Origin of the sequence: Streptomyces sp. NPDC094143, assembly GCF_040303825.1 — a bacterium.
Lineage (GTDB): Bacteria > Actinomycetota > Actinomycetes > Streptomycetales > Streptomycetaceae > Streptomyces.
In genome coordinates this window covers 337065-358439 of the sequence record NZ_JBEOTZ010000001.1, presented here as the reverse complement: position 1 = coordinate 358439, position 21375 = coordinate 337065, and the positions used below count along the sequence as shown (strand labels likewise).

The 21375-nt window shown below is 73.9% G+C and carries 18 protein-coding genes; 7 read left to right on the top strand and 11 right to left on the bottom strand.

The window, feature by feature from the left end; genetic code table 11:
* Nucleotides 1-6 precede the first annotated feature (6 nt).
* The gene (locus ABTZ58_RS01580; RefSeq protein WP_351349171.1) at nucleotides 7-2880 is read left to right on the top strand and encodes a glycoside hydrolase family 2 TIM barrel-domain containing protein; all 2874 of its coding nucleotides are present in this window, start codon (nucleotides 7-9) and stop codon (nucleotides 2878-2880) included.
* Nucleotides 2881-2926: 46 nt separating this feature from the next.
* Here the strand turns inward: ABTZ58_RS01580 and ABTZ58_RS01575 are convergent, their stop codons facing one another.
* Nucleotides 2927-4222, bottom strand: a complete 1296-nt coding sequence (locus ABTZ58_RS01575; protein WP_351349168.1) for an MFS transporter — start codon at nucleotides 4220-4222, stop codon at nucleotides 2927-2929.
* 89 nt (nucleotides 4223-4311) lie between these two features.
* Here ABTZ58_RS01575 and ABTZ58_RS01570 point away from each other — a divergent pair, with 89 nt between their 5' ends.
* Nucleotides 4312-4494, top strand: a complete 183-nt coding sequence (locus ABTZ58_RS01570) for a hypothetical protein (RefSeq protein ID WP_351349600.1) — start codon at nucleotides 4312-4314, stop codon at nucleotides 4492-4494.
* 6 nt (nucleotides 4495-4500) lie between these two features.
* On the opposite strand, the gene ABTZ58_RS01565 is transcribed toward ABTZ58_RS01570, so the two are convergent.
* Entirely contained in the window at nucleotides 4501-5028 is a 528-nt protein-coding gene (locus ABTZ58_RS01565; protein ID WP_351349165.1) for a hypothetical protein, read from the bottom strand.
* Entirely contained in the window at nucleotides 5010-6701 is a 1692-nt protein-coding gene (locus ABTZ58_RS01560) for a PHP domain-containing protein (protein ID WP_351349163.1), read from the bottom strand. The genes ABTZ58_RS01565 and ABTZ58_RS01560 overlap by 19 nt, the downstream gene beginning before the upstream one ends.
* Nucleotides 6702-6949: 248 nt before the next feature.
* Here ABTZ58_RS01560 and ABTZ58_RS01555 point away from each other — a divergent pair, with 248 nt between their 5' ends.
* Complete coding sequence (locus ABTZ58_RS01555) at nucleotides 6950-8287, top strand: jacalin-like lectin (RefSeq protein ID WP_351349160.1); 1338 nt, start codon at nucleotides 6950-6952, stop codon at nucleotides 8285-8287.
* Between the two features lie 162 nt (nucleotides 8288-8449).
* Nucleotides 8450-9037: a TetR/AcrR family transcriptional regulator gene (locus tag ABTZ58_RS01550; protein ID WP_351349157.1), complete on the top strand. Its 588-nt coding sequence runs from the start codon at nucleotides 8450-8452 to the stop codon at nucleotides 9035-9037.
* Nucleotides 9038-9054: 17 nt separating this feature from the next.
* On the opposite strand, the gene ABTZ58_RS01545 is transcribed toward ABTZ58_RS01550, so the two are convergent.
* From ABTZ58_RS01545 to ABTZ58_RS01515, 7 genes are all read right to left on the bottom strand, one after another.
* A complete protein-coding gene (locus ABTZ58_RS01545) occupies nucleotides 9055-9870 on the bottom strand; it encodes an isocitrate lyase/PEP mutase family protein (protein ID WP_351349154.1) in 816 nt (271 codons plus the stop codon).
* Nucleotides 9871-9929: 59 nt separating this feature from the next.
* Nucleotides 9930-11612: a DUF2264 domain-containing protein gene (locus ABTZ58_RS01540; protein WP_351349152.1), complete on the bottom strand. Its 1683-nt coding sequence runs from the start codon at nucleotides 11610-11612 to the stop codon at nucleotides 9930-9932.
* A 78-nt stretch (nucleotides 11613-11690) separates the two neighbouring features.
* Nucleotides 11691-12728, bottom strand: a complete 1038-nt coding sequence (locus ABTZ58_RS01535) for a rhamnogalacturonan acetylesterase (RefSeq protein WP_351349150.1) — start codon at nucleotides 12726-12728, stop codon at nucleotides 11691-11693.
* A gap of 175 nt (nucleotides 12729-12903) precedes the next feature.
* Nucleotides 12904-14316 (bottom strand): RICIN domain-containing protein, encoded by a 1413-nt coding sequence (locus ABTZ58_RS01530; protein WP_351349147.1) that lies wholly within the window; start codon nucleotides 14314-14316, stop codon nucleotides 12904-12906.
* Between the two features lies 1 nt (nucleotide 14317).
* Nucleotides 14318-15409 (bottom strand): glycoside hydrolase family 43 protein, encoded by a 1092-nt coding sequence (locus ABTZ58_RS01525; protein ID WP_351349144.1) that lies wholly within the window; start codon nucleotides 15407-15409, stop codon nucleotides 14318-14320.
* A gap of 141 nt (nucleotides 15410-15550) precedes the next feature.
* Nucleotides 15551-16378: an MOSC domain-containing protein gene (locus ABTZ58_RS01520; protein ID WP_351349141.1), complete on the bottom strand. Its 828-nt coding sequence runs from the start codon at nucleotides 16376-16378 to the stop codon at nucleotides 15551-15553.
* A 23-nt stretch (nucleotides 16379-16401) separates the two neighbouring features.
* Entirely contained in the window at nucleotides 16402-17520 is a 1119-nt protein-coding gene (locus ABTZ58_RS01515) for an aminoglycoside phosphotransferase family protein (RefSeq protein WP_351349138.1), read from the bottom strand.
* Between the two features lie 334 nt (nucleotides 17521-17854).
* Here ABTZ58_RS01515 and mmuM point away from each other — a divergent pair, with 334 nt between their 5' ends.
* The 3 genes from mmuM (at nucleotide 17855) to ABTZ58_RS01500 (ending at nucleotide 20616) form a co-directional block, all read left to right on the top strand.
* Nucleotides 17855-18766, top strand: coding sequence for a homocysteine S-methyltransferase (gene mmuM, locus ABTZ58_RS01510; RefSeq protein WP_351349135.1), 912 nt, complete (start codon nucleotides 17855-17857; stop codon nucleotides 18764-18766).
* 223 nt (nucleotides 18767-18989) lie between these two features.
* On the top strand, nucleotides 18990-20039 hold the full coding sequence (locus tag ABTZ58_RS01505) for a LacI family DNA-binding transcriptional regulator (protein WP_351349132.1): 1050 nt from the start codon (nucleotides 18990-18992) through the stop codon (nucleotides 20037-20039).
* A 154-nt stretch (nucleotides 20040-20193) separates the two neighbouring features.
* Nucleotides 20194-20616: a RidA family protein gene (locus ABTZ58_RS01500; protein ID WP_351349129.1), complete on the top strand. Its 423-nt coding sequence runs from the start codon at nucleotides 20194-20196 to the stop codon at nucleotides 20614-20616.
* A gap of 96 nt (nucleotides 20617-20712) precedes the next feature.
* Here the strand turns inward: ABTZ58_RS01500 and ABTZ58_RS01495 are convergent, their stop codons facing one another.
* Entirely contained in the window at nucleotides 20713-21366 is a 654-nt protein-coding gene (locus ABTZ58_RS01495) for a ThuA domain-containing protein (protein ID WP_351349126.1), read from the bottom strand.
* Between the last annotated feature and the right edge of the window lie 9 nt (nucleotides 21367-21375).

The window sequence follows — 21375 nt, the reverse complement described above, 5'->3', positions numbered from 1 at the left end:
AGACCGATGTCTTTCCGCACGACCCCATCCGCCGACTACGTCGAGGACGTCTCCCCCGGCAGCGGGGCCCTGCCGCCGCGCGCCTGGTACGCCTCCTCCGACGCGCGGTCCCTGTCGCTGAACGGCAGCTGGCGCTTCCGGCTGTCGGCCACGGCCGGCGCCGAGGACGACTCGTTCGCCGAGGAGGGCCACGACGCCGGGGACTGGGCCGAGGTCACGGTCCCCGGGCACTGGGTCCTCCAGGGCGACGGGGCGTTCGGGTCCCCGATCTACACCAACCACCTCTACCCCTTCCCGGTGGACCCGCCGCACGTACCGACGGAGAACCCGACCGGTGACCACCTGCGCGTCTTCGACCTGCCGTCCGACTGGCCGTCGGACGGCGGGGCGGTGGTGCGCTTCGACGGCGTCGAGTCCTGCGCCCGCGTCTGGCTGAACGGCACGGAGCTCGGTGAGTTCAAGGGCTCCCGGCTGCCGCACGAGTTCGCGGTCGGGCACTTGCTGAAGCCCGGGCGCAACGTGCTCGCGGTCCGGGTCCACCAGTGGTCGGCCGGGTCGTACCTGGAGGACCAGGACCAGTGGTGGCTGCCGGGCATCTTCCGCGACGTGACGCTGCTGCACCGCCCGCCGGGCTGCGCCGGCGACTTCTTCGTGCACGCCTCCTACGACCACACCACCGGGGAGGGCACCCTGCGGGTCGACTCCGACGTCGAGGGGCGGGTGACCGTCCCGGCCCTGGACATCGATGTCGCGACCGGCGAGGCGGTGACGGTCCCGGTCGAGCCGTGGACCGCCGAGACGCCGAGGCTCTACGACGGTGTGCTGGCCACCGAGGGCGAGCGGGTGCCGCTGCGCGTCGGCTTCCGCACGGTCGCCCTGGAGGACGGGCTGATCAAGGTCAACGGGCGGGCGGTCCTCTTCAAGGGCGTCAACCGGCACGAGTGGCACCCGAGGAAGGGCCGCGCGCTCGACCTGGAGACCATGCGCGAGGACGTGCTGCTGATGAAGCGGCACAACCTCAACGCCGTGCGCACCTCGCACTACCCGCCCCACCCGGCCTTCCTCGACCTGTGCGACGAGTACGGGCTGTGGGTCATCGACGAGTGCGACCTGGAGACCCACGGCTTCACCGAGCAGGACTGGCGGGACAACCCGGTCGACGACGACCGCTGGACCCCGGCCCTGCTGGACCGGGCCGCGCGGATGGTCGAGCGGGACAAGAACCACCCGTCCATCGTGTTCTGGTCGCTGGGCAACGAGGCCGGCACCGGCCGCGGGCTCACCGCCATGGCCGAGTGGATCCACGAGCGGGACCCCGAGCGGCTGGTGCACTACGAGGGCGACTGGAACTGCCGCGACACGGACGTGTACTCGCGGATGTACGCCTCCCACGACGAGGTCGACCGGATCGGCCGGCGGCTCGACGGCGGCACCCGCAAGCGCCGTGAACTGCCGTTCATCCAGTGCGAGTACGGGCACGCCATGGGCAACGGCCCCGGTGGGATCGCCGACTACCAGGAGCTGTTCGAGAAGCACGAGCGGCTCCAGGGCGGGTTCATCTGGGAGTGGATCGACCACGGCGTCGAACACCCCTCGCTGGGCTACGCCTACGGCGGCGACTTCGGCGAGGAACTGCACGACGGCAACTTCGTCTGCGACGGCCTGGTCTTCCCGGACCGGACGCCGTCGCCGGGCCTCGTCGAGTACAAGAAGGTCATCGAGCCGGTCCACATCGAAGGCGACGGCGCCGACGGCAGTGTGCGGATCACCAACAAGCAGGACTTCGCCGATCTGTCCGCGCTGGCCTTCGAGTGGTCCTGCCAGGTGGACGGCGAGACGGTCGAGTCGGGTTCGCTGTCGGTGCCGGTGCTCGCGCCGGGCGAGAGCGCCGAGGTCAAGCTGCCCGAGCCGCCCGTGGACGGCCGGGGCGGCGAACGCCAGTGGACCGTGCGGGCGCTCCTCGCCGAGGACACCTCCTGGGCCGCGAAGGGCCACGTCGTGGCCTGGGGGCAGTTCGCCGCCGGGGCGCGGCCGCTGCCGGGCCTGCCCGCGACGGACAGGCCCGTGTCCGACGGGGACCGGATCACCCTGGGCCCGGCCGCGTTCGACGCCCGGACCGGGGCGCTGCTCTCGATCGGCGCGGTGCCGGTCGGCGCGACGCCGCGGCTGGACGTGTGGCGGGCGCCGACCGACAACGACGACGGCGCCGAGTGGCAGTCGGACACCCGCTACGGGGTGCTGTGGCGCACGCTCGGCCTGCACCGGATGCGGCACCGCCTGGTGTCGGTCGAGGCCGGCGACGACGCGCTGACGGTGCGTACCCGGGTGGCGCCCGCCGCCCGCGAGGTGGGCCTGGCGACGGTGTACCGGTGGACGTCCGACGGTGAGCGGCTGCGGCTGTCGGTCTCCGTGACGCCCGAGGGCGACTGGACGGTGCCGCTGCCCCGGCTCGGGGTGCGGTTCGGGCTGCCGGAGGCCGACGCGGTGGAGTGGTTCGGCGGCGGCCCGGGCGAGGCGTACCCGGACACCCGGGCGGCGTCCATGGTGGGCCGCTGGCGCTCGACGGTGGACGGGCTGCAGACGCCGTACGTCCGCCCGCAGGAGAACGGCGCCCGTGCCGACGTGCGCTGGGTGGAGCTCGGCGGGCTGCGGATCGAGGGCGATCCGGAGTTCTGGTTCACCGCGCGGCGCTGGACCAGCGAGCAGCTGGACGCGGCCCGGCACCGCACCGACCTCGCGCCCGGCGACACGGTGTGGGTCAACCTCGACCACGGGCAGCACGGCATCGGCTCGCAGTCCTGCGGTCCGGGCCCGCTGCCGCAGTACCACCTGAGGGCCGAACCGGCTGAGTTCTCGTTCGTGTTCTCGACCACCCGGTGACCACCCCGTAGGGAGGTCCACAGCGGTCGGCCGGCCCGCGGCGGCGTCACCCGGATGGGGCCGGCCGGCCCGATGCGCGGATCGGGGTGAACAGGGCGGCCCCGGCGAGCAGGACGCAGGTCGCCCCGGCGGCCAGCGCGACCGGGGTCGTGCCACGTTCCTCGGCGGCCCAGGTCAGCACCGCCGCTCCGATCGGCGCCGCCGCGTACTGGAGGGTCCAGAAGGCGGAGGTGACGCGGCCCAGGAGGTGCTCGGGGGTGACCTCCTGGCGCAGCGACATCGAGCAGGTGCCCGCCATCCCGGCGCAGGCCAGGAAGGCGGCGCTCAGGGCGGCCACCACCGGCACGTCACGGGCCCAGCCGAGACCGGCGAAGGCGAGGCCGCACACCGCGACCGAGCCGGTCCAGGTCGCGCCGAAGCCGAGGCTGCGGCGGACCCGGGCGACCAGCAGGGCGCCGGTGACGGTGCCGAGCGCGCCGGCCGCCATGACCGTGCCGACGGTGCCGTCGTCGTGGCCGAGGTCGTGCTTGAGGTGGTAGATGACCAGGTCGTTCAGGCCCAGGGTGAGGAAGCTGAAGACGAAGAGGAGGGCGGTCAGGGAGCGCAGGACCGGGTGGCCGCGGAGGAAGGCGACGCCCACGCGCAGGTCCCGCCACAGGCCCGTGCGTTCACCGGCCCGCTCGTCCGCCGCGCGGGGCCGCAGCCGCACGAAGAACAGGCACACCGCCGACACCCCGAAACTGGCCGCGTCCACGCCCACGGCCGCGGCCGGGCCCGACCAGGCGGCCACCAGACCGGCGCACAGCGGCCCGAGGACACCCGAGGCGGCGGCCGTCGCGTTCAGCCGCCCGTTGGCCTCCGTCAGCCGCGCGGTGCCGACCAGTGCGCGCACGACCGTGACGTAGCCGACCGCGAACAGCATGCCGACGGCCTCGCACAGCGGCAGCACCACGTACAGCAGCCAGATCTGCGGGCCGAACAGCCACACCAGCGGGATCACGCCGTACAGCGCCATGCGGACCAGGTCGCAGGCGATGAGCAGCCGGCGCCGGTCCACCCGGTCCACCACCGCCCCGGCGAACACGGCCGCCACGACGGACGCCGCCCCGCCCACCGCCGTGAGCAGTCCCATCCGGGCGACCGATCCGGTGGCCTCCAGCACCAGCAGGGGCAGCGCGATCAGGGCGAAGGAGTCACCGAGCATCGAGAGGGTCTGGGCGGTCCAGAACATCCCGAAGTCCCGCTGCCGCCACAGCGGGCGGGCGCCGGGTAAGGGCTCGCCGTCGGTGCCTGCCGGGACACCACCCGGCTCGTCCTCGCGACGGTCCGTCTCGTACGTCATGCCCGCTCCCCGTGACCCGTGTCCCTCGAACTCCCCGACGCTGCCATGGTTTTTAGCAGGTCCCGGCACGGTTGCCTCGGGTTGGTGAGGTGATCTCTCCGGCGGTGCCCCGGCGCCGCAGACGCGGCCGATCCGCAGCCGCGGCGGCGAGCCGCAGCGGCCCCTTCGCACGCGGTCTGTTCACCGCTGTCGAGGAGGCGGCGCGGCGGGCCGGTCACGACCGGGTGCTCGACGCCTGGGGCGCGGACCTGGAGCTGCTGCGGCGGGGCTGAGCGACGTCAGTGGTCCGCGCAGCACGGGGTGGGGTCCGGCACCTCGAAGGGGACGAGGGTGCCGCCCGCCGCGGGCATGGCGGTCAGCACGAGCGTGCCGTCCTGCCACTGCGGGCGCACGTGGTCCCGGGTCGCCAGGGGCGTGGCGGGGCCGGGCCGCTCCGGCGTGCCGAGGACGGCCACGCGGTCGATCGCGGACCTGGACAGCAGGTCCGCGACCGTCAGCGTGCCGGTGAGCGACGCGGCGCCCGGGTAGAGCACCGCGCGCCCCACCTGGTCCGGGACGCCGGGCGACACGGTGTGTCCCAGGCCCCCGAGCCGCTCCACGGCGGTGCGGTGGAGCGGCTCCGAGGGCAGGGCGAGGGACAGCACCACCCGGGGACGGCCGTCCCGCACCAGGTGCGTGCAGCCGAACGCGTCCTCGGGCAGGGCGAGTTCGGCCGCAAGCGTGTGGAGCAGGTGGTCGGCCGCGCGCAGTTGCCCGAGGCCCGGGTCGATCGTGAGGGCGTACGGCGTCACGAGGGCAGGACCCACACCGGGTTGGTGTAGAACCACAGGTCGCGCCACGGGTCGGCGTCGCCGACGACGTCGAGCGCCGGGCCCGCCGGGTCGACGGCCGCGCCCAGGGCGCCGACGGCGGACCGGTTGCCGTCGGTGCCGCGCAGCCGGAGGTACCGGGGCGTGTCCACGCGGCCGAGGTCGAAGGTGAGGCGGACGGCTCCGGTGGCCTTGCTGACGTCGTAGGCCTTGACGACCTTCGCGGTCGGGGCGGTGAAGGTGTCCCGGTCGGCGACGGGACCCGTCACATCGCCCTGGATGACGTCGACGCGGGCCAGTTCGGGGACGAACCCGGCCCAGTTGGGGCCGCCGGCCGGGGTCACGTCGATCGTCAGCGTGACCTTGGTGCCCTTCTTCACGTGCAGTGCGCCGCCGAGGGTGGCCCAGCGGCCGCCGCCCGTCACGCGCACGTCCACGGCGTCGACGAGTTGCCCGTGGTCGACCCAGACGCGGCCGGCGCGGATGCCGTCCATCACGGCGGCGTAGGAGAAGCCGTCGGCGCCGACATGGGTGCGGCTGTACTGGCCGGGCCAGTAGTCGCCCTGGGTGACGTCGATCTTCCCGCCGTAGACGGGGTCCGGGTAGCGGCCGTCGGTGTTGAAGTCGCCGCCGGGGCCGCGCACGGCGGTGTCGGCGTAGACCTGGTGGGAGTCGGAGTTGGCGGTGATCCACCAGGGCTTGCCCTCGGCGAGGAGGCTGTCCCAGAGGCCGCCGACGGTGGCGGTCATCCAGTCGAAGCCGCCCCAGGTGCGGTAGCTCTCGGGCGGGTAGCCGGGGAAGGAGTTGGCGGAGGGGCTGTTGTCGTAGATGCCGCGGGCGCGGCCCATGCCGAGCGGGGCGGGCAGACCGGCGGCCTGGTGGCCGGGGGCGCCCTCGAAGCCGACGGCGATCTGCCGGCCGGGGCCGCCGGCGTCGCGCCAGGCGCGGATCTCGTGCGGTGAGTCGACGCCGCGCCGGGCCGGGTGGTTGGCGAGCATCAGGGCGTCCCTGACCTTGCGGCGCCTGACCTGGTCGGCGAGGAAGCTCAGCCCCGCGACGGCGAGCGCCTCGTTGGCCGGTGTGGAGTCGGAGGCGTTCTTGACGCTGCCGTCGTAGTCGGTCTCGAACTGCTTGAGGACGGCGACCTCGTTCCTGCCCGGGTGCACGAAGACCGTGCCGTGCTCGGCGGCCGGGATGTTCCACTCCAGGCCCTGGAAGACGAGGGTGTCCCGGTGGGCGGCGCGGGCGGCCTTGATGTCCGGGTTGACCTTCTCCACGCCGATCCTGGCGTGGGTGGCGCTGCCGTGGTCGGTGATGACGAGCCAGTCCATGCCGTGCCGGGCGCCCTGGCGGACCTGGTCGACGACGCGGTACTTGCCGTCGCTGCTGTACTGGGTGTGGATGTGGTGGTCGCCGGCGAGCCACAGGAAGCCGTTCCGGCGGCGGCCGCCGGACGCGGCGGCGGGCGCCGCCTGGGCCAGGACGCCGCCGGCCGCGAGGCCCGCGCCGAGCAGGCCGGCCCGGCGCAGCAGCGAGCGGCGCGAGGCCTGCTCGGGGGTGAGGGCCTCGTCGGGGACGGAGGTGTCGAAGGCGGCGGGCAGGGCCTGCGCGGCCTGGTGCTCGTGGTCGTGCCCGTGGTGGTGGTGGCCGTGTGCGTGCCCGTGTCCCATGAAGCGCCTCCTGTGTGCCGCCGGTGCGGCGGCTGCCTTCCGCGGCGTGTGGCCACGCCGCGTGTGGAGGATCGAGGCGAAACGTGAACGTTGAACGACCAGGGGGTGAGCGGCGGGCGGCCCGGGCACGGCGGATCTCCCCGTCCCTCACTGTTCTCCCAACTCGCCTTGTTCGTCACACTGGTTGGCAGCCAACCTGAGCATCGTTCAAGGTTCCGTCGCGCCTCCCGACCGGAGACACCCCCACCATGAGACGACTCCTCGGCACTTTCACCGCCGCCGCCCTGGCCCTCGCCGGACTCACCGCCACCACGGCGACGCCCGCCACCGCGACGCCCGCCACCGCGGCCCTGCCCACCGGGTCCTTCAACGTGCTGACCTACAACATCGCGGGCCTGCCCCTCGGCCTCGGCGACAGCGACCCCGGGACCAACACCCCGCTGATCGGCCGGCGGCTCGGGGCCTACGACATCGTGAACGTGCAGGAGGACTTCAACCACCACGCGTCGCTGTACGCCAACGACCAGCACCCGTACCGCACGGCGACCAGCGGCGGCGCGGCCTTCGGCGACGGCCTCAACACCCTGTCGGACTTCCCCTTCGAGGACTTCCAGCGGGTGAGGTGGAACCACTGCACCGGCACCAACTGCCTGACCCCGAAGGGCTTCACGCTGGCGCGGGTGCGACTGGCCGAGGGCGCCTACGCCGACCTGTACAACGTGCACACCAACGCCGACTCCACGGACGACGCGCTGGCCGCGCGCCGGGCCAACATCGAGCAGCTCTCCGCCTTCATCCGGGCGAACTCCTCGGGCAACGCGGTGATCGTCATGGGCGACACCAACACCCGCTACACCCGCACCGGCGACAACATCCGCACCCTGCTGACGGAGAACGGCCTGACGGACGCGTGGGTGGAGCGGGTCCGGGGCGGCACCCCGCCCGCGCAGGGCGGCGACGCGCTGCTGTGCGACGCGGCGGCGCCGACGGACGACTGCGAGGTCGTGGACAAGGTGCTCTACCGGGGCAGCGCGCTCGTGCACCTCACCGCCACCGGGTACGCCAACGACTGGCGGTCCTTCCTGCGTTCCGACGGCAAGCACCTCTCCGACCACTTCCCGCACACCGTCGGCTTCTCCTACACCCTCGACTCCGCGCTGCGCGCGAGCGACTTCTTCGGCGGCCCGCACGGCACGGCGTTCAACGACGCGGACGACCTGCCCGCGACACCCGCGCCCCGCACCCTCACGCTGCGCGGCGACGCCCGGCTGGACGCGCTGTCCCTCACCCACGACGGCGGCACGGTCCTCTCCCACGGCGGCACGGGCGGCTCGGCCAGGTCCCTGACCCTGGCCGAGGGCGAGCACCTGACCTCGGTGCGGCTGACGCAGGGCCAGAAGGACGGCCGGACCAGGATCTTCTCGGCGTCCTTCACCACCGACCGGGGCCGCACCCTGTCCGCCGGCACGGCCACGTCCGACGCGCGGACCCTCACCGCCCCGGCCGGCCGGCAGATCGTGGGCTTCACCGGCCGCGCGGGCTCCGAGATCGACAAGCTGGGGGTGATCTACGCCCCCGTCCGCTGAGCGGCGGAGGCGTCGCCGGGGGCGCGGGCCCGGTCCGCCGGGCCCGGGACGGGCCGCTCGGACACCGGTTCGCGTCCGGCCGCCCGGCGCGCGGCGCGGCGCCCGCTACGATCACAGCGCCCCAGCCGACACGGCACCGTCCGAGAGGGAGGCCCGAGACCCATGCCCAGAGCCGGCCTCACCCCGGACCGCCTCGTCGCGGCGGCGGCCGACCTCGCCGACGAGGCAGGGTTCGAGCACGTCACCCTGTCCGCGCTGGCACGCCGGTTCGGGGTGAAGGACGCGAGCCTGTACTCGCACGTCAGGAACCTGCGGGATCTGCGCACGCGGATGGCCCTCCTCGCGGGCGGCGAGATGATCGACCGGATCGCGGCGGCGGTCGCCGGACGCACCGGCCGGGACGCGCTCGCCGCCTTCGCCGGCGCCTACCGGGCCTACGCCCTGGAGCACCCCGGCCGGTACGCGGCGACGCAGATCCCCCTGGACCAGGCCCTGGCCACCGACTCCGCCGCCCTGCGCCGCACCGCCGAGGTCACCTACGGCATGCTCCGCGCCTACGGCCTGGTCGAACCCGACCTCACCGACGCCGTACGCCTGCTGCGCAGCGCGTTCCACGGCTACTGCGCCCTGGAGTCCACCGGCGCCTTCGGCGCGCCCCGTGACGCCCAGGCCTCCTGGGACAAGGCGATCGACGCCCTGCACGTGCTGCTGCTCAACTGGCCCCGCGAGAAGACGCCCCCCGAAGCCTGAACACACCGGCGCCGCCGTCACGCCCGGGGCGCCGACGCAGCGCCATGGCCTCGCGGGAGCAGGTCCGTCACGTCCTCGTACGAGGGGGTCGGTCCGGCCGGGGTCCGGCCGGACCGGATGTCGGCCGCCGCCCGCAGCGCCGCGCCCAGCGCCCTGCGGTACAGCAGCGAGCCGAGGCTGATGCGGCGGGCACCGGCGTCGGCGAGCTCACGGACGGGCGGGCCGGCGGGTGAGTAGAGGACGTTGAGGGGTGCGTCCAGGTGGCGCACCAGGGCGGAGATCCGGCGGGGGTCGGTGAGCCCGGGGACGAACACGCCGTCCGCGCCGGCCGCCTGGTAGGCGTCCAGCCGGGAGAGCGTGTCCGCGGTGTCGCCGTCGCCCAGCCAGTGGGTGTCGGTGCGGGCGTTGACGAACAGGACGGGGACGGCCTTCTTCACCGCGGCGATCTTCCCGGCCAGCCGTTCGGCGGGTGCCAGGCCGTCCTCCAGGTTGATGCCGGCGACGCCGACGGCGTACAGCTCCCGTGCGAACTCCGCGACCTCGTCCGGGTCGTCGTCGAAGCCGCCCTCGGCGTCGACGGACAGCAGCAGCGGCCGCGCGCCGAGGGCGAAGGCCAGCCGCAGTGTCTCCTCGCGGGTCGCGGCCGCCGCGTCGGGCAGGCCCGCGACGGCGGCGACACCGAGGCTCGTCGTCGCCACCGCCCGGAAGCCCTGCCCGGCGAGGGCCTGCGCGGAGGCGTAGTCCCACGCGTTGGGCAGCAGCAGCGGCTCGTCGGCGTGGTGGAGCGCGGCGAAGGCGGTGACGGGCGGGGTCCGCCGAGGGGATCGGGTCATGCCGCCACGCTAGGTCCGGATCGTTTCGGCCCGCGCCGAACGACCGTCGCCCGCGCAGGTCAGCTCACGTGCACCCCGGCCTCGTCCAGCCGGACCCGCACCTCGGGCCCCGCGCTCCAGCGGACCGTGACCGCGCCGGTCCCGTCGGCGTCGACGCGTACCGCCTCGGTCAGCGGCACCGGATCGGACTCGGCGGTGAGCCGGGCCAGCGCGACGAACAGGGTGGCGTCCCCGGTGGTGACGCCGGTGAGGCCGCCGTCGAGGCCGACGGCGGGCAGGAGTTCGGCGCGGACGCCCTCCGGGGCGCTCCACCCGGTCACGCGCACCGCCGTCCCGGGTTCGGCCCCCGCGACCAGGTGGGCGCGCACCTCCACCGCCCCGTGAGCCAGCACCACGCTCGTCACCCGCGCTCCCCCGCCCGCCGTGTGACGCGAGGCCGCCCAGCCCGCCCCGGCACCGAGCGGTTCGATCCCGGTGCGGCTCGGGTCGCCGTCCACGATCACGCTGTTGTCGTACGACGCCGCGGGTGCCGTCACGGTCGAGTAGGCGAGGCGCGTGTAGTACGGGTCGTAGCGGACGTCCTCGCTGCCGTGGTTGTGGAGGCGGACCACGCCGTCGCAACGGGTGGACTGAATCAGCCAGTTGGGCGGTCCGACGGGCGTGACGGCGTCCTCGCGCCCGGCCGGCCCGGGGCGTTCCGGCGCCGTCCACACCTCGTGCTCCGGCGGCAGGAGCAGACCGAGGAAGCCCTTGCTCGCCCAGTACGGGGAGGCCGGGCCCGAGTAGCCCTGGAGGACGGACGCGTCGGGTCCGTGCCAGCCGAGGGTGAGCAGACCCCGGTCGTCGACCGCGCCCCGGTCCAGGAAGTACCGCAGGGCACCGGACGCCAGCCGCCGCGTCTCGCCCGGCTCCAGCGGCGTGCGGCCGGTCAGCGCGCCCAGCCACAGCGGAGCGGTCGTCGCGAAGCGGTACGTCAGGGAACGCCCCTGGTGCATCGGGGCGCCGTCGCCCCCGAACAGCCGGGCGTAGTCGGCGAGGTGCCGCTCCAGGCGGCCCCCGTACACCTCCAGCAGGGACGCGTCCCGCTCCAGCCAGGCGTGCAGCACCGGATAGAGGTGCATCGCCCAGCCGTTGTAGTAGTCGTACTTGCGGCCGTCGCCGTCGGTGTACCAGCCGTCGCCCCGGTACCACTGCTCGATGCGTTCCAGACCGCGGTCGATCGCCGCCCGGGACGCCTCCGGCTCGTGGCCGGTCTCCGCGAGGAAGCCGCCGACCGTGACGGGGAACAGCTCCCAGTTGCACGGCCAGGGTTGCGCCGTGAGCGCGTCGGCCAGCCACGCCGCCGTCCGCTGCCGTACGCCGTCGTCCAGGCGGTCCCAGAGCAGGTCCCGGGTCAGGCGCAGGGCCAGGGCGATGGACGCGGCCTCCACCAGGGGCTGGCCGCGGTCCTCGATGCGCGGCCAGACGCCCGAGACCCCGGCGGCGAGGCCGCTCGCATAGCGCTCCAGGGCCTTCTCGTCGCGGCGGAAGGCGGCCAGCAGCAGGGTGCGGGCGTATCCCTCCAGGCCGTCGGAGAGGCGGCCGGACCAGCTGGAGCGGTCGCCGGGCAGGTGGTACAGCGCGTGGTCCTCGGACGCGTACGGCTCGACGGCGGCGAGCAGGGCGTCGGCGGCCGCCTCCCAGTGGGCGCGGGTGTAGCCGGTGAACGGGGACGCCGTGCGGTGGGCTGGGGGCAGCTGCATCGTTCTCTCTCGTGCTCGGACCGGCCGGAACGGCTCGGGCCTGGAGCGCCCCGGTTCCGGTCGGGGCGCCCCAGGGGTTCATCCCACCCGCACCTTGCCCTGCGGCACCAGATGCCGGGTGACGAGTTCGTCGCGGACCAGGCGCGCGTAGACGGTCGCCCCGCGCACGGAGGTGTGGGTGTTGTCCCGCGCCTCGTCGGTGAGGTAGAGCGCCTTGGACGCCTCCACGCCCAGCGACTCGACGAGTTCCTTGGTCTTCGCCGTGAGGTCGACCAGCGGGACGTCCCGCGCGGCGGCCACCGAGCGGACGACCGCCGGGTGGTCGACGCCGAGGCCGTTGACCAGGAGGGCGGTTCCGTTGTTCAGCGTGCCGTCGGCGTTGAACCAGCGGCGCACGATCGGCGTGACAAGGACCGGCTGTCCGCCCCGCTCCCGGACGCCCGCCACCAGGGCCTCCAGGTTGGCCCGGTAGGTGGCCTCGTCCGTGGTCTTGTCGTTGTGGGCGAGCTGGACGAGTACCGGATCGCCGGGGCGGATCAGGGGCCGTACGGTGGCCCACAGCCTCGGGTTCCCCGGATATGACACCGTACTCTCCCCGGAATCCGCGTAGTTGGCGACGGACACGCCCTTGCGGAGGTACTGGGGCAGCTGCTGGCCCCAGCCGGAGTACGGGTCGCCGGGCTGGTCGCAGACGGTGGAGTCGCCGATCAGGAAAATCTGGCGGGTGTGCCGGGCGGGGGTGACCCGGATGTCGGCCGGCGCGGGCGCGGAGCCGCCGATCCGCAGGTCGAGGCCGGGGGTTCCGTCGGGGCCGGTGGGCTCGCCCTCGGGGGTGCGGACGTTGACGGTGAAGCTTCGGGTGACGCGTTCGCCGGCCGGGACGGCCGTCTCGGGCAGCAGGGAGCGGCGCGTCTCACCGCTGATGCTCGTGCTGGACGCGTGAGGTCCGCCGAGCCTGACCCGCACGTCGTACGTGCCGGGCGGCACGTCGAAGTGGCAGACACCGGCGGTGCACCGGATGGGCCCCGCGGGGGCCTCGGCCGCTGCCGCCGGTGCGGCAGGCAGGGCGGTTGCCAGGGACATCGCCGCCACGACGGCGATGCTGAAACGTCTCACTCGCGGCTCCTCCCAGCGGACGACACGACCTGCGGGTGGACCGTACCGTCCTTGGCAAGCGCTTTCCAGACCCCTCGGGGACATCCTCGGGAGTGCCGCCCCCTCGGCCCTGCGAGTTCTTCCGGACCGCCGGGCACGGCAGTCGAGGGGACCGCCGTGCCGGCGTGAGGGGGCATCAGCTGCCGCGCGTCCACTGCTGGTTGGTCCCGCCGTTGCACGTGTACGTGATGATGGCTGCGCCGTTGGCGGTGGAGGCGCCGTTCACGTCCAGGCACTCACCGCTCGCCCGCGACTCCACGTTCACGTACGAGCCGGTGGTGGTCAGCGACCACTGCTGGCTGGTGGCGGAGGAGTTGCAGTTCTCCTGCGTGAGCGTGTTCGCGTTCTCCTGCACGCACAGCGAGCTGTTCCTGACCATCAGCTGGTAGTAGCCGCTCCCGACGGCCTTGAACCAGTACTTCTGGTTGGTGCCGCCGTTGCAGTCGTACTGCTTGATCTGGGCGCCCGCCCAGAGCGACTGGCTCGTGACGTCCGCACACCTGGAGGAGTGGCGGGCGACCAGCGTGTGGTACGTCGCGCCGGTGCCGGTGACGGTTCCGGCCGCCGTGTCGACGGTGACCTCCGGTGACCAGGACATCGACATGGTCGTGGAGTCGGTGAACGTCAGCGGCAGCCACACGTACCGGGAGTCGTTGACGGTGCCGCCGAAGGAGTTGCCCCAGCGGTCGCCCAGGTACAGGTACGAGGTGCCCGAGGTGCCCTGCACGGGCAGGACGAACGCGGTCTGCGAGCCGTACGTCGTCGCGTCCCCGATGTTCCTCATGGCCGACCAGGGGCCGGCGATGTTCGTGGCGGTGGCGTACTGCTGCTGGTTGGGGTTCCAGCCCGTCGCGCCGGAGGTCAGCATGAAGTACACGCCGTTCCGCTTGAACAGGGCGGGGGCCTCGCGGTGGCCGCCGGGCCAGGGGTTGGCGACCAGGCTCGCGATGCCGGTGTAGTCGGCGGTGAGGCGGTAGATCTGCAGGTCGTAGTTCTCGCGCGCGGCCGAGACCATGTACCCGGTGCCGTCGGTGTCGGTGAAGACCGTGATGTCACGGGACATGTGCTGGCCGAGCGGCCGGAAGCTGCCCTTCCAGGCGTAGTTCCCGTCGACGGTGTCGGAGACGGCGACCGCGGCGCGCGCCTCGCTGTAGTCGGTGCCGTTCTCCTTGTGCATCCACATCACGAACTTGCCGGTGGACGCGTTGTACATGACCTTCGGCCGCTCGATGTTGGCGGTCGCGAGCTCCGGGTCACTGGCCTCGGTCAGGACGTGGTTGCGGAACTCCCAGTTCTTCAGGTCGGTCGAGCGGTAGGCGTCGACGTAGCGGAAGGTGTTGTCGGCGTTGCGGTGCTCGCCGAACCAGTAGTAGTAGGAGCCGACCTTGAGGACTCCGCCGCCGTGGGCGTGGACGGGGTTGCCCGAGGTGTCCGTGAACTGGGTGCCGTTGGTGATCGTCCGGGGCGCCGCCTGGGCGGGCCCGGCGGTGGCGAGGGCCGCGAACAGGCCCAGGAACAGGGCGAGGAGGGTGGCGCAGGCACGTCTCATGTCAGTCACCTGCCGTGGCCGTGTCGGCGACCGGTATGCCGAAGTCGGGGGTGCCGTCGGGCTTCCAGCCGAGCTTCTGGACGCGCGTGTGGCGGTTGGGGTCGTTCAGCGGGTCGCCGTCGATCTCCTTGTACTGGCGGGCGTGGTAGACGAGGACGTCGGTGCGGCCGTCCTCGGCGACCGTGAAGCAGTTGTGGCCGGGGCCGTACTGCCGGGTGGTGTCGTTGCTGGTGAAGACCGGGGTCGGTGACTTGGTCCAGCTCAGGGGGTCCAGGAGGTGGCTGTCGGCGTCGGCGGTCAGCAGGCCCACGCAGTAGTTGAAGTCGGTGGCGCTGGCCGAGTACGTCATGAACAGGCGGCCGTTGCGCTTGAGGACGTACGGGCCCTCGTTGACCTTGAAGCCGACGCACTCCCAGTCGTACTCCGGGGTGGACAGCCGCATCTGCGGGCCCGTCAGGGTCCACGGGTTCGCCATCTCCGACAGGAAGATGCCGGTGTTGTTGTCCATGCCGGGCTCGTGCTGCGCCCAGGCGAGGTAGCGCGTGCCGCGGTGGGTGAAGGTGGTGGCGTCCAGGGAGAAGGTCTCCCAGGCCGTCTTGACCTGACCCTTCTCCACCCAGCTGCCTTTGAAGGGGTCGGGGTGGGCGTTCTCCAGCACCCAGATGCGGATCGCCCAGACGTCCTCGGCGGGCGCGGAGGCGAAGTAGATGTACCACCGGCCGCCGATGCGGTGCAGTTCGGGCGCCCAGATGTGGGCTCCCATCGGACCCGTCGGGTGGGCCCGCCAGATGACGGACTCGGCCGCCGTGCCCAGGCCGTTCAGGGTGCGGGAGCGGCGCAGGACGATGCGGTCGTACTCGGGGGCGGTGGCGGTGAAGTAGTAGCAGCCGTCCTTGTGCCGGTGGATGTGCGGGTCGGCGCGGTTGCGCACGAGCGGGTTGACGAAGGGGACCGGCCGGGGAGGCCGGGCGGGCTCGGCCGCCCGGGCGACCGCGGGGGCGGCGGGAACTGCTGCCAGGGCGCCGGCGGCTGCGGCGCCCTTCAGCAACAGCCTGCGGCTGGGGGGTTCGGGCAGAGCGGGGTCGCGGCTCATGCGGCCTGCCTCTCATGGGGGAAAACACACGACGCTGTTTGGCATTTCGAACGTCATCTGTCATTACGAACGCCGAAAAGGTAAGGGTGTGTCACGAGCAGGTCAACGGGTCCGACGGGACCGAGGCGTTCGGGACGCGGGTCACACCTCGGACTCACCCCACGACGTGACGGTCACCTCGTCACCGACGGACACCCGGCCGGGCCGCGGCACGGCGTACTTCGTGCCGAAGGCGACACCGCCCTGGGCCGCCCGGCGGTAGCCGGCGAGGGTGCGCAGCGGCTCGGGTCCCGCTCGGGACCCGGACTCCTGCTCGACCAGGGTGACGGCGCAGCGGATGGCCAGCTTGGCGTAGGCCAGTTCGGCGTCGCCGACGCGGAGGCGGTGGGCACGGTCCTCGGTGTGCGGCTCGTCCCAGCCGTCGACGACGATGTTGGGGCGGAAGCGGTTCACCGGGAGCGGACGGGCGCCGCGTGCGGCGAGTTTCCGGTCCAGCAGGGCCAGCGTGGCGCGGGACAGGACGTGCACGGCACAGCTGTCGGCGTAACCGGAGGTGCCCGGGGCCGCGCCGTCGGTCACGCGATGGTGTTCCGGTGGTACGCGCACCAGGCGGCTGCGGGCGCCCAGCACCTCGGAGAGCCACTCGGCCGCCGCCTCGCCCTGGTCGATGCCCTGGTAGGCGGCGCCGAACAGGTCGACCGCCCGCCGGGGCCCGGTCGTGTCCACCCCGAGGTGGAGGGCCTCGGCCCGGGGTGCGGTGAGCGTCAGACGGGTGCCGTCGGGCGTGAGGGCGGGGCGGATGACGGCCAGCAGGGGATGGCGCCGCTGTGTGCGGTACACGCCCTCCTCGCTCACCACCATGAAGCTGCGGTCGTGTGCGAGACCGGCCGGGGTCAGGACCGCCTCCCGCGCCGGCGTCCCGGCGCAGCCCTTGACGGGGTAGGTCAGCAACGCGGTGACTCGGGCCATGGCCTTCCGTTCCGTCCGGGCGGTCAGCGGCCGCTCGGGGCCGGGGGGAAACCGAGTTGCGGAGCCAGCAGTCTGGCCTCGGCCGCCCACTCGGCCAGGAACTCCAGGGCCAGGCCCCGCTCCCGGTGGCGGAGGTCGGCCGGCACGGCGCCCGCACCGCCGTAGGCCACCGGCTCGTCGTCGGCCCGGGCCGGCATGAGCGCGGTGAGCCGGTCGTACTTCACCACGGAGGCGCACATGCCGAGGCGGACCAGGTGCTCGTCGCCGCGCCAGCCGCTCATACGCAGGCCCTGCAGGTAGGCGTCGTAGGCCGCCTTGGCCAGGCCGGGGAGGTCGTCGGCGGGCACGACGCGGTCGAGGACGGAGTCGGGGAGGTAGTTGCCGAGGTCCTCGCCGAGGGCGCCGTCGCCGGTGAACGCCCAGTCCAGCAGGACGCTGGTGCCCGGGCCGCCGGAGACGACGTTGGCCGGACACTGGTCGAGGTGGGACAGGGCGCGCGGGAGCGACTCCATGAGGTCCAGGAACCACTCGCGGTCGTGGCGCAGACGGACCATGTCGGCGCGCAGGCCGGGCGGGAAGTGCCGCCGGACCAGGGGGTGCCGCCACGCCTCGTCGTCGTCCAGGAGGTCCTCGCCCGTGCTCTTGCCTGCCGTGTAGTCCCGCAGGAAGCGCTGGGACAGCCACGGGTGGTCCTCCCCCGCCCCCACCGCGCCCTGGGCCCTGCCGAGCCGGTGGGCGTGTTCGACGTGGCGGGCCGCGGACCAGGTCGTGGCCGGTGCGCCCGGCACGTCCTCCAGCCACAGCGCCACGTCCCCGTCGGCGCGTTCGGCGCACTCCAGCAGCCGGGGCGCGCGGATGCCGTGCGGCTCCCAGACCCGGGCCAGCCCGGACCGGTAGACGTAGGCCTCGCGCCGCCAGAAGTTCCGGTGCCGGGGGTCGTTGGACGCCGCCCACGCGACGCCGGTCTCCTTGGTCCGCGTCAGCACCTTCAGCACGGCCGAACGGCCGCCGCCGGTGACCCGCCACACGCCGGCCGTGACGCCGTTCCGGGGATTGTGCGGGAGCGGCACGCACTCCGCCCGGCCGGCCGGGACTCCCAGCACCTCACGGACTTCGGCATCTGCGACAGCGACCTCGGGCATCCCCCGATGCTATGCCGACGCCCCCGCTGTCGGCCGCGGCCGAGCCGTACTGGCCGGCCCGGGACACCCGGGAGCGGGTCCGTCCCGCCGGTCCCGCCCGCGACCTGACCGCCGAGGCTCCGGAAGGTGGTGTCCGGTCCCGCCGTGTGATGGTGGGCGATGAGGAGCGTGCCGAGCAGGGCGCAGGCCCAGACGCCGAAGCCGGGCCGCCCTTGCCGACCCGGGCGAACGGCGCCGGGAACAAGCCCGGCGTCCCACATGCTGGCCGGCCTGTTCACGTGCTGGACGTACGGGTGCGGGGGTCCCGCTCGGGACCTCGACTACCGTCGACGGCATGACCAGCACCCCCGCCCTCGCCGAAGCCCTCGCCGCCGGGACGGTCGTCCTGGACGGCGGCATGTCCAACCAGCTCGAATCGGCCGGGCACGACCTGAGCGACGAGCTGTGGTCCGCACGCCTGCTCGCCGAACGGCCAAAGGCGGTCACCGAGGCACACCTGGCCTACTTCCGGGCGGGTGCGGACGTGGCGATCACGGCCAGCTACCAGGCCACGTTCGAAGGCTTCGCCAGGCGCGGGATCGGCCGCGACCGGGCGGCCCGGCTCATGGCGTCGAGCGTGGAGTCGGCGAAGGAGGCGGCGCGCCGGGCCGGGGCCTGTCGGCCCCTGTGGGTGGCGGCCTCGGTGGGTCCGTACGGGGCGATGCTCGCGGACGGCTCGGAGTACCGGGGGCGTTACGGGCTGACGGTGGACGAGCTGGAACGCTTCCACCGCCCGCGCCTGGAGGTGCTGGCCGCGGCCGGCCCCGACGTCCTCGCGATGGAGACGGTCCCGGACACCGACGAGGCCGCCGCACTGCTGCGGGCGGTGCGCGGACTCGGGGTGCCGGCCTGGCTGACGTACTCGGTCGCCGGTGACCGCACCCGGGCCGGGCAGCCGCTCCAGGAGGCCTTCGCCCTGGCCGCCGGCGCGGACGAGGTGATCGCTGTGGGGGTGAACTGCTGCGCGCCCGAGGACGTCGAGAACGCGGCGGCGACGGCGGCGCGGGTGACCGGCAAGCCGGTCGTCGTCTACCCCAACAGCGGCGAGACCTGGGACGCCGCGTCCCGGGCCTGGTCCGGCCGCGCCACCTTCACCGCCGACCAGGTGAAGAGCTGGCAGACCGCGGGCGCCCGACTCATCGGCGGCTGCTGCCGGGTGGGCCCGGAGGCGATCACGGGCATCGCGAGGACACTGACGGCGGGGTGACGCCCGCGGCGACCGTGCTCGCGGATGCCGGTGGCGACGGAGGGGGCGGTGCCAGGGAGTTGACGACGGACCCCCGGCCACGCCGGCCCGTTCTGTCTTCCCGCCGTCCTGCGCCGCACCTACAGTAGGAAGCGCTTTCTGCCGGGTCGGAGCCGAGCCGCGGTGGGCAGCGCTGGTCGAAACTTTCCACGGCCCTCGGGCGGGCCGGAGAGGTGGGTTCCCGATGGTGCGTACGGCGAGTGCGAGCGCGGCGGCCGGTCCGACGCTGGCGGTCGTGGCCCGCGAGGCGGGGGTCTCGGTGCCGACCGCCTCGAAGGTGGTCAACGGCCGGGAGGACGTCGCGCCCGAGACCCGCCGCCGCGTCACCGAGGCGCTCGACCGGCTCGGTTACGTACGCAGACCCCGCTTCGACGCGACGAAGGCGCCCCGGCTCGTCGACCTGGTCGTGCACTCGCTGGCGAGCTCCTGGTCGGGCGCCGTGCTGCACGGGGCGGAGGAGGCGGCGCACGACACGGGCCTGGAGGTCGTGGTGTCGGCGGCGCTGACCCGCTCCCGGGCCGGGCGCCCCGAGCGGGGCTGGCTGGACAAGCTGGTCGCGCGGGGCTCCTCCGGGGTGCTGTTCAACCTGGCCGAGCTGAGCGCCTCGCAGTACGCCTGGCTGGAGCAGCACCGCATCCCGTTCGTGATGATCGACCCGGTGCAGGAGCCGCCGGAGGGTGTGGTGTCGGTGGGGGCGGCGAACTGGCAGGGTGGTCTGACGGCGACCGGGCACCTGCTCTCGCTGGGGCACGAGCGGATCGCCGTGGTCGCGGGATCCCGGCGCACGATGTGCAGCAGCGCCCGGGTCGCCGGCTACCGCTCGGCGCTCGCGTCGGCCGGGGTCCGGCAGCGCTCCGAGTACGTCCGGCACGCCGGCTTCGACGAGGGCCAGGCCCGGCGCCGCATGCTGGAGCTCCTCGACCTGCCCGAGCCGCCGACGGCCGTGTTCGTGTGCTCGGACCGGATGGCCCTGGGGGTCTACGAGGCTCTGGCCGAACGGGGGTTGCGGGTCCCGGACGACGTGAGCGTGGTCGGCTTCGACGACCTGCCCGAGGCGCGCTGGGCCTCCCCGGCGCTGACCACGGTCCGCCAGCCGCTGTCGGAGATGGCAGCGACGGCCCTGCGGTCGCTGCTGCGCATGATGGACGGACACCACCCGGAGAGCACCCGGACGGAGTTGTCGACGCGCCTGGTGGAACGAGCGAGCACGGCGGCGCCCGGGACGCGGCGATAGGCCCCCTCCCCCGCAGCGCACGGCAGGCATCCTGACACGGGTGCGCCGAGAGCTCGCCGCACGTGGAATGCGCCTGCCGCCGCGGGGAGTTGGCAGGAAGGACAGGGCCGCCGCCGAGGCGGTGGCCGCGCTCGGCGGAAAGGACTGCCCGGTCATGACGCGCGACTCGCGCACGATCACCAATCCGGCCACGCTCCACGACCCCACCCCGTTCGGATACAGCCACGCCGTCTCGGCCCCCGGCGAGACCGTGTACATCGCCGGCCAGTACGCCTCCGACGCCACCGGCGCGCCCGTGCCGGGGGACTTCGCCGCACAGGTGGACCTGGCCTTCGACCGGCTGCGGTCGGCGCTGGAGGGCGTGGGGCTGGGCTACGAACACGTCGTCCGGCTCGGCACGTTCGTCGTGGACCACGACCCCGGCAGGCTGGAGGTGCTCGGCAAGGCCCTGCACGCCCGTTTCGGCGACCGGCTCCCGGCACAGACCCTGAGCGGGGTCGCCGCGCTGGCCCTGCCGGGAATGCTGTTCGAGGTCGACGCGGTGGCGGTCCGTCCCACGGTGCCGGACGCCGGCTGAGCTTCGCCCCCGGCCCGGCCCGGGGCGGGTAGCCGGGGGCCGGGAGTGCGACGGGCGGCATGCTCCGGCGGCCGGCCACCGGCGGCGGCGCGCCCCTCAGGGCAGGGGCAGTGCGGCCGCCCAGGAGATGCCGCCCAGCAGGTGCGTCCGGAAGGCGGGGTCCTCGTAGGCCTCCGGGGCGTGCCCGAGGGCCGTGTAGAAGACCCGGCCGCGGCCGTGGTCACGGCACCAGACCAGGGGGTGGTCCTCGCCCATGCCGCCGCCCTCGTAGGAGGACTCGTCGGCGGTGACCAGGACGCGGACCGTGCCGCGCGGGTTGGTGCGGAAGTCGTACCACTCGTCGGTGAAGTCCCAGACGGCGGGCAGGTGCCGGGTCGCCGGGTGGTCGTGGTCCTCGACGAGGGCCTGGCCGGGCTGGTGGCGCGGGTGCCGGTCGAACCAGGTGCCCAGCAGCTCACCGTAGTACGGCCAGCCGTACTCCGTGCAGGCCGCCGCGTGCACGCCGACGAAGCCGCCGCCCGACTCCACGTACGCGGCGAGCCGCTCCCGCCCGGCCGGGGTGAGGATGTCGCCGCTGGTGGAGAGGAAGACGACGGCCGCGTAGCCGTCCAGGGGCTGTTCCAGGGCCGCCGGGTCCTCGGTGGCGTGGACCTCGAAGGCGCCGAGGGCGCGCAGGGCGGCGACACCGGCCGGGATGGAGTCGTGCCGGTATCCGGTGGTGCGGGTGTGGACGAGCAGTCGTGGTGCCATGGCATCCGA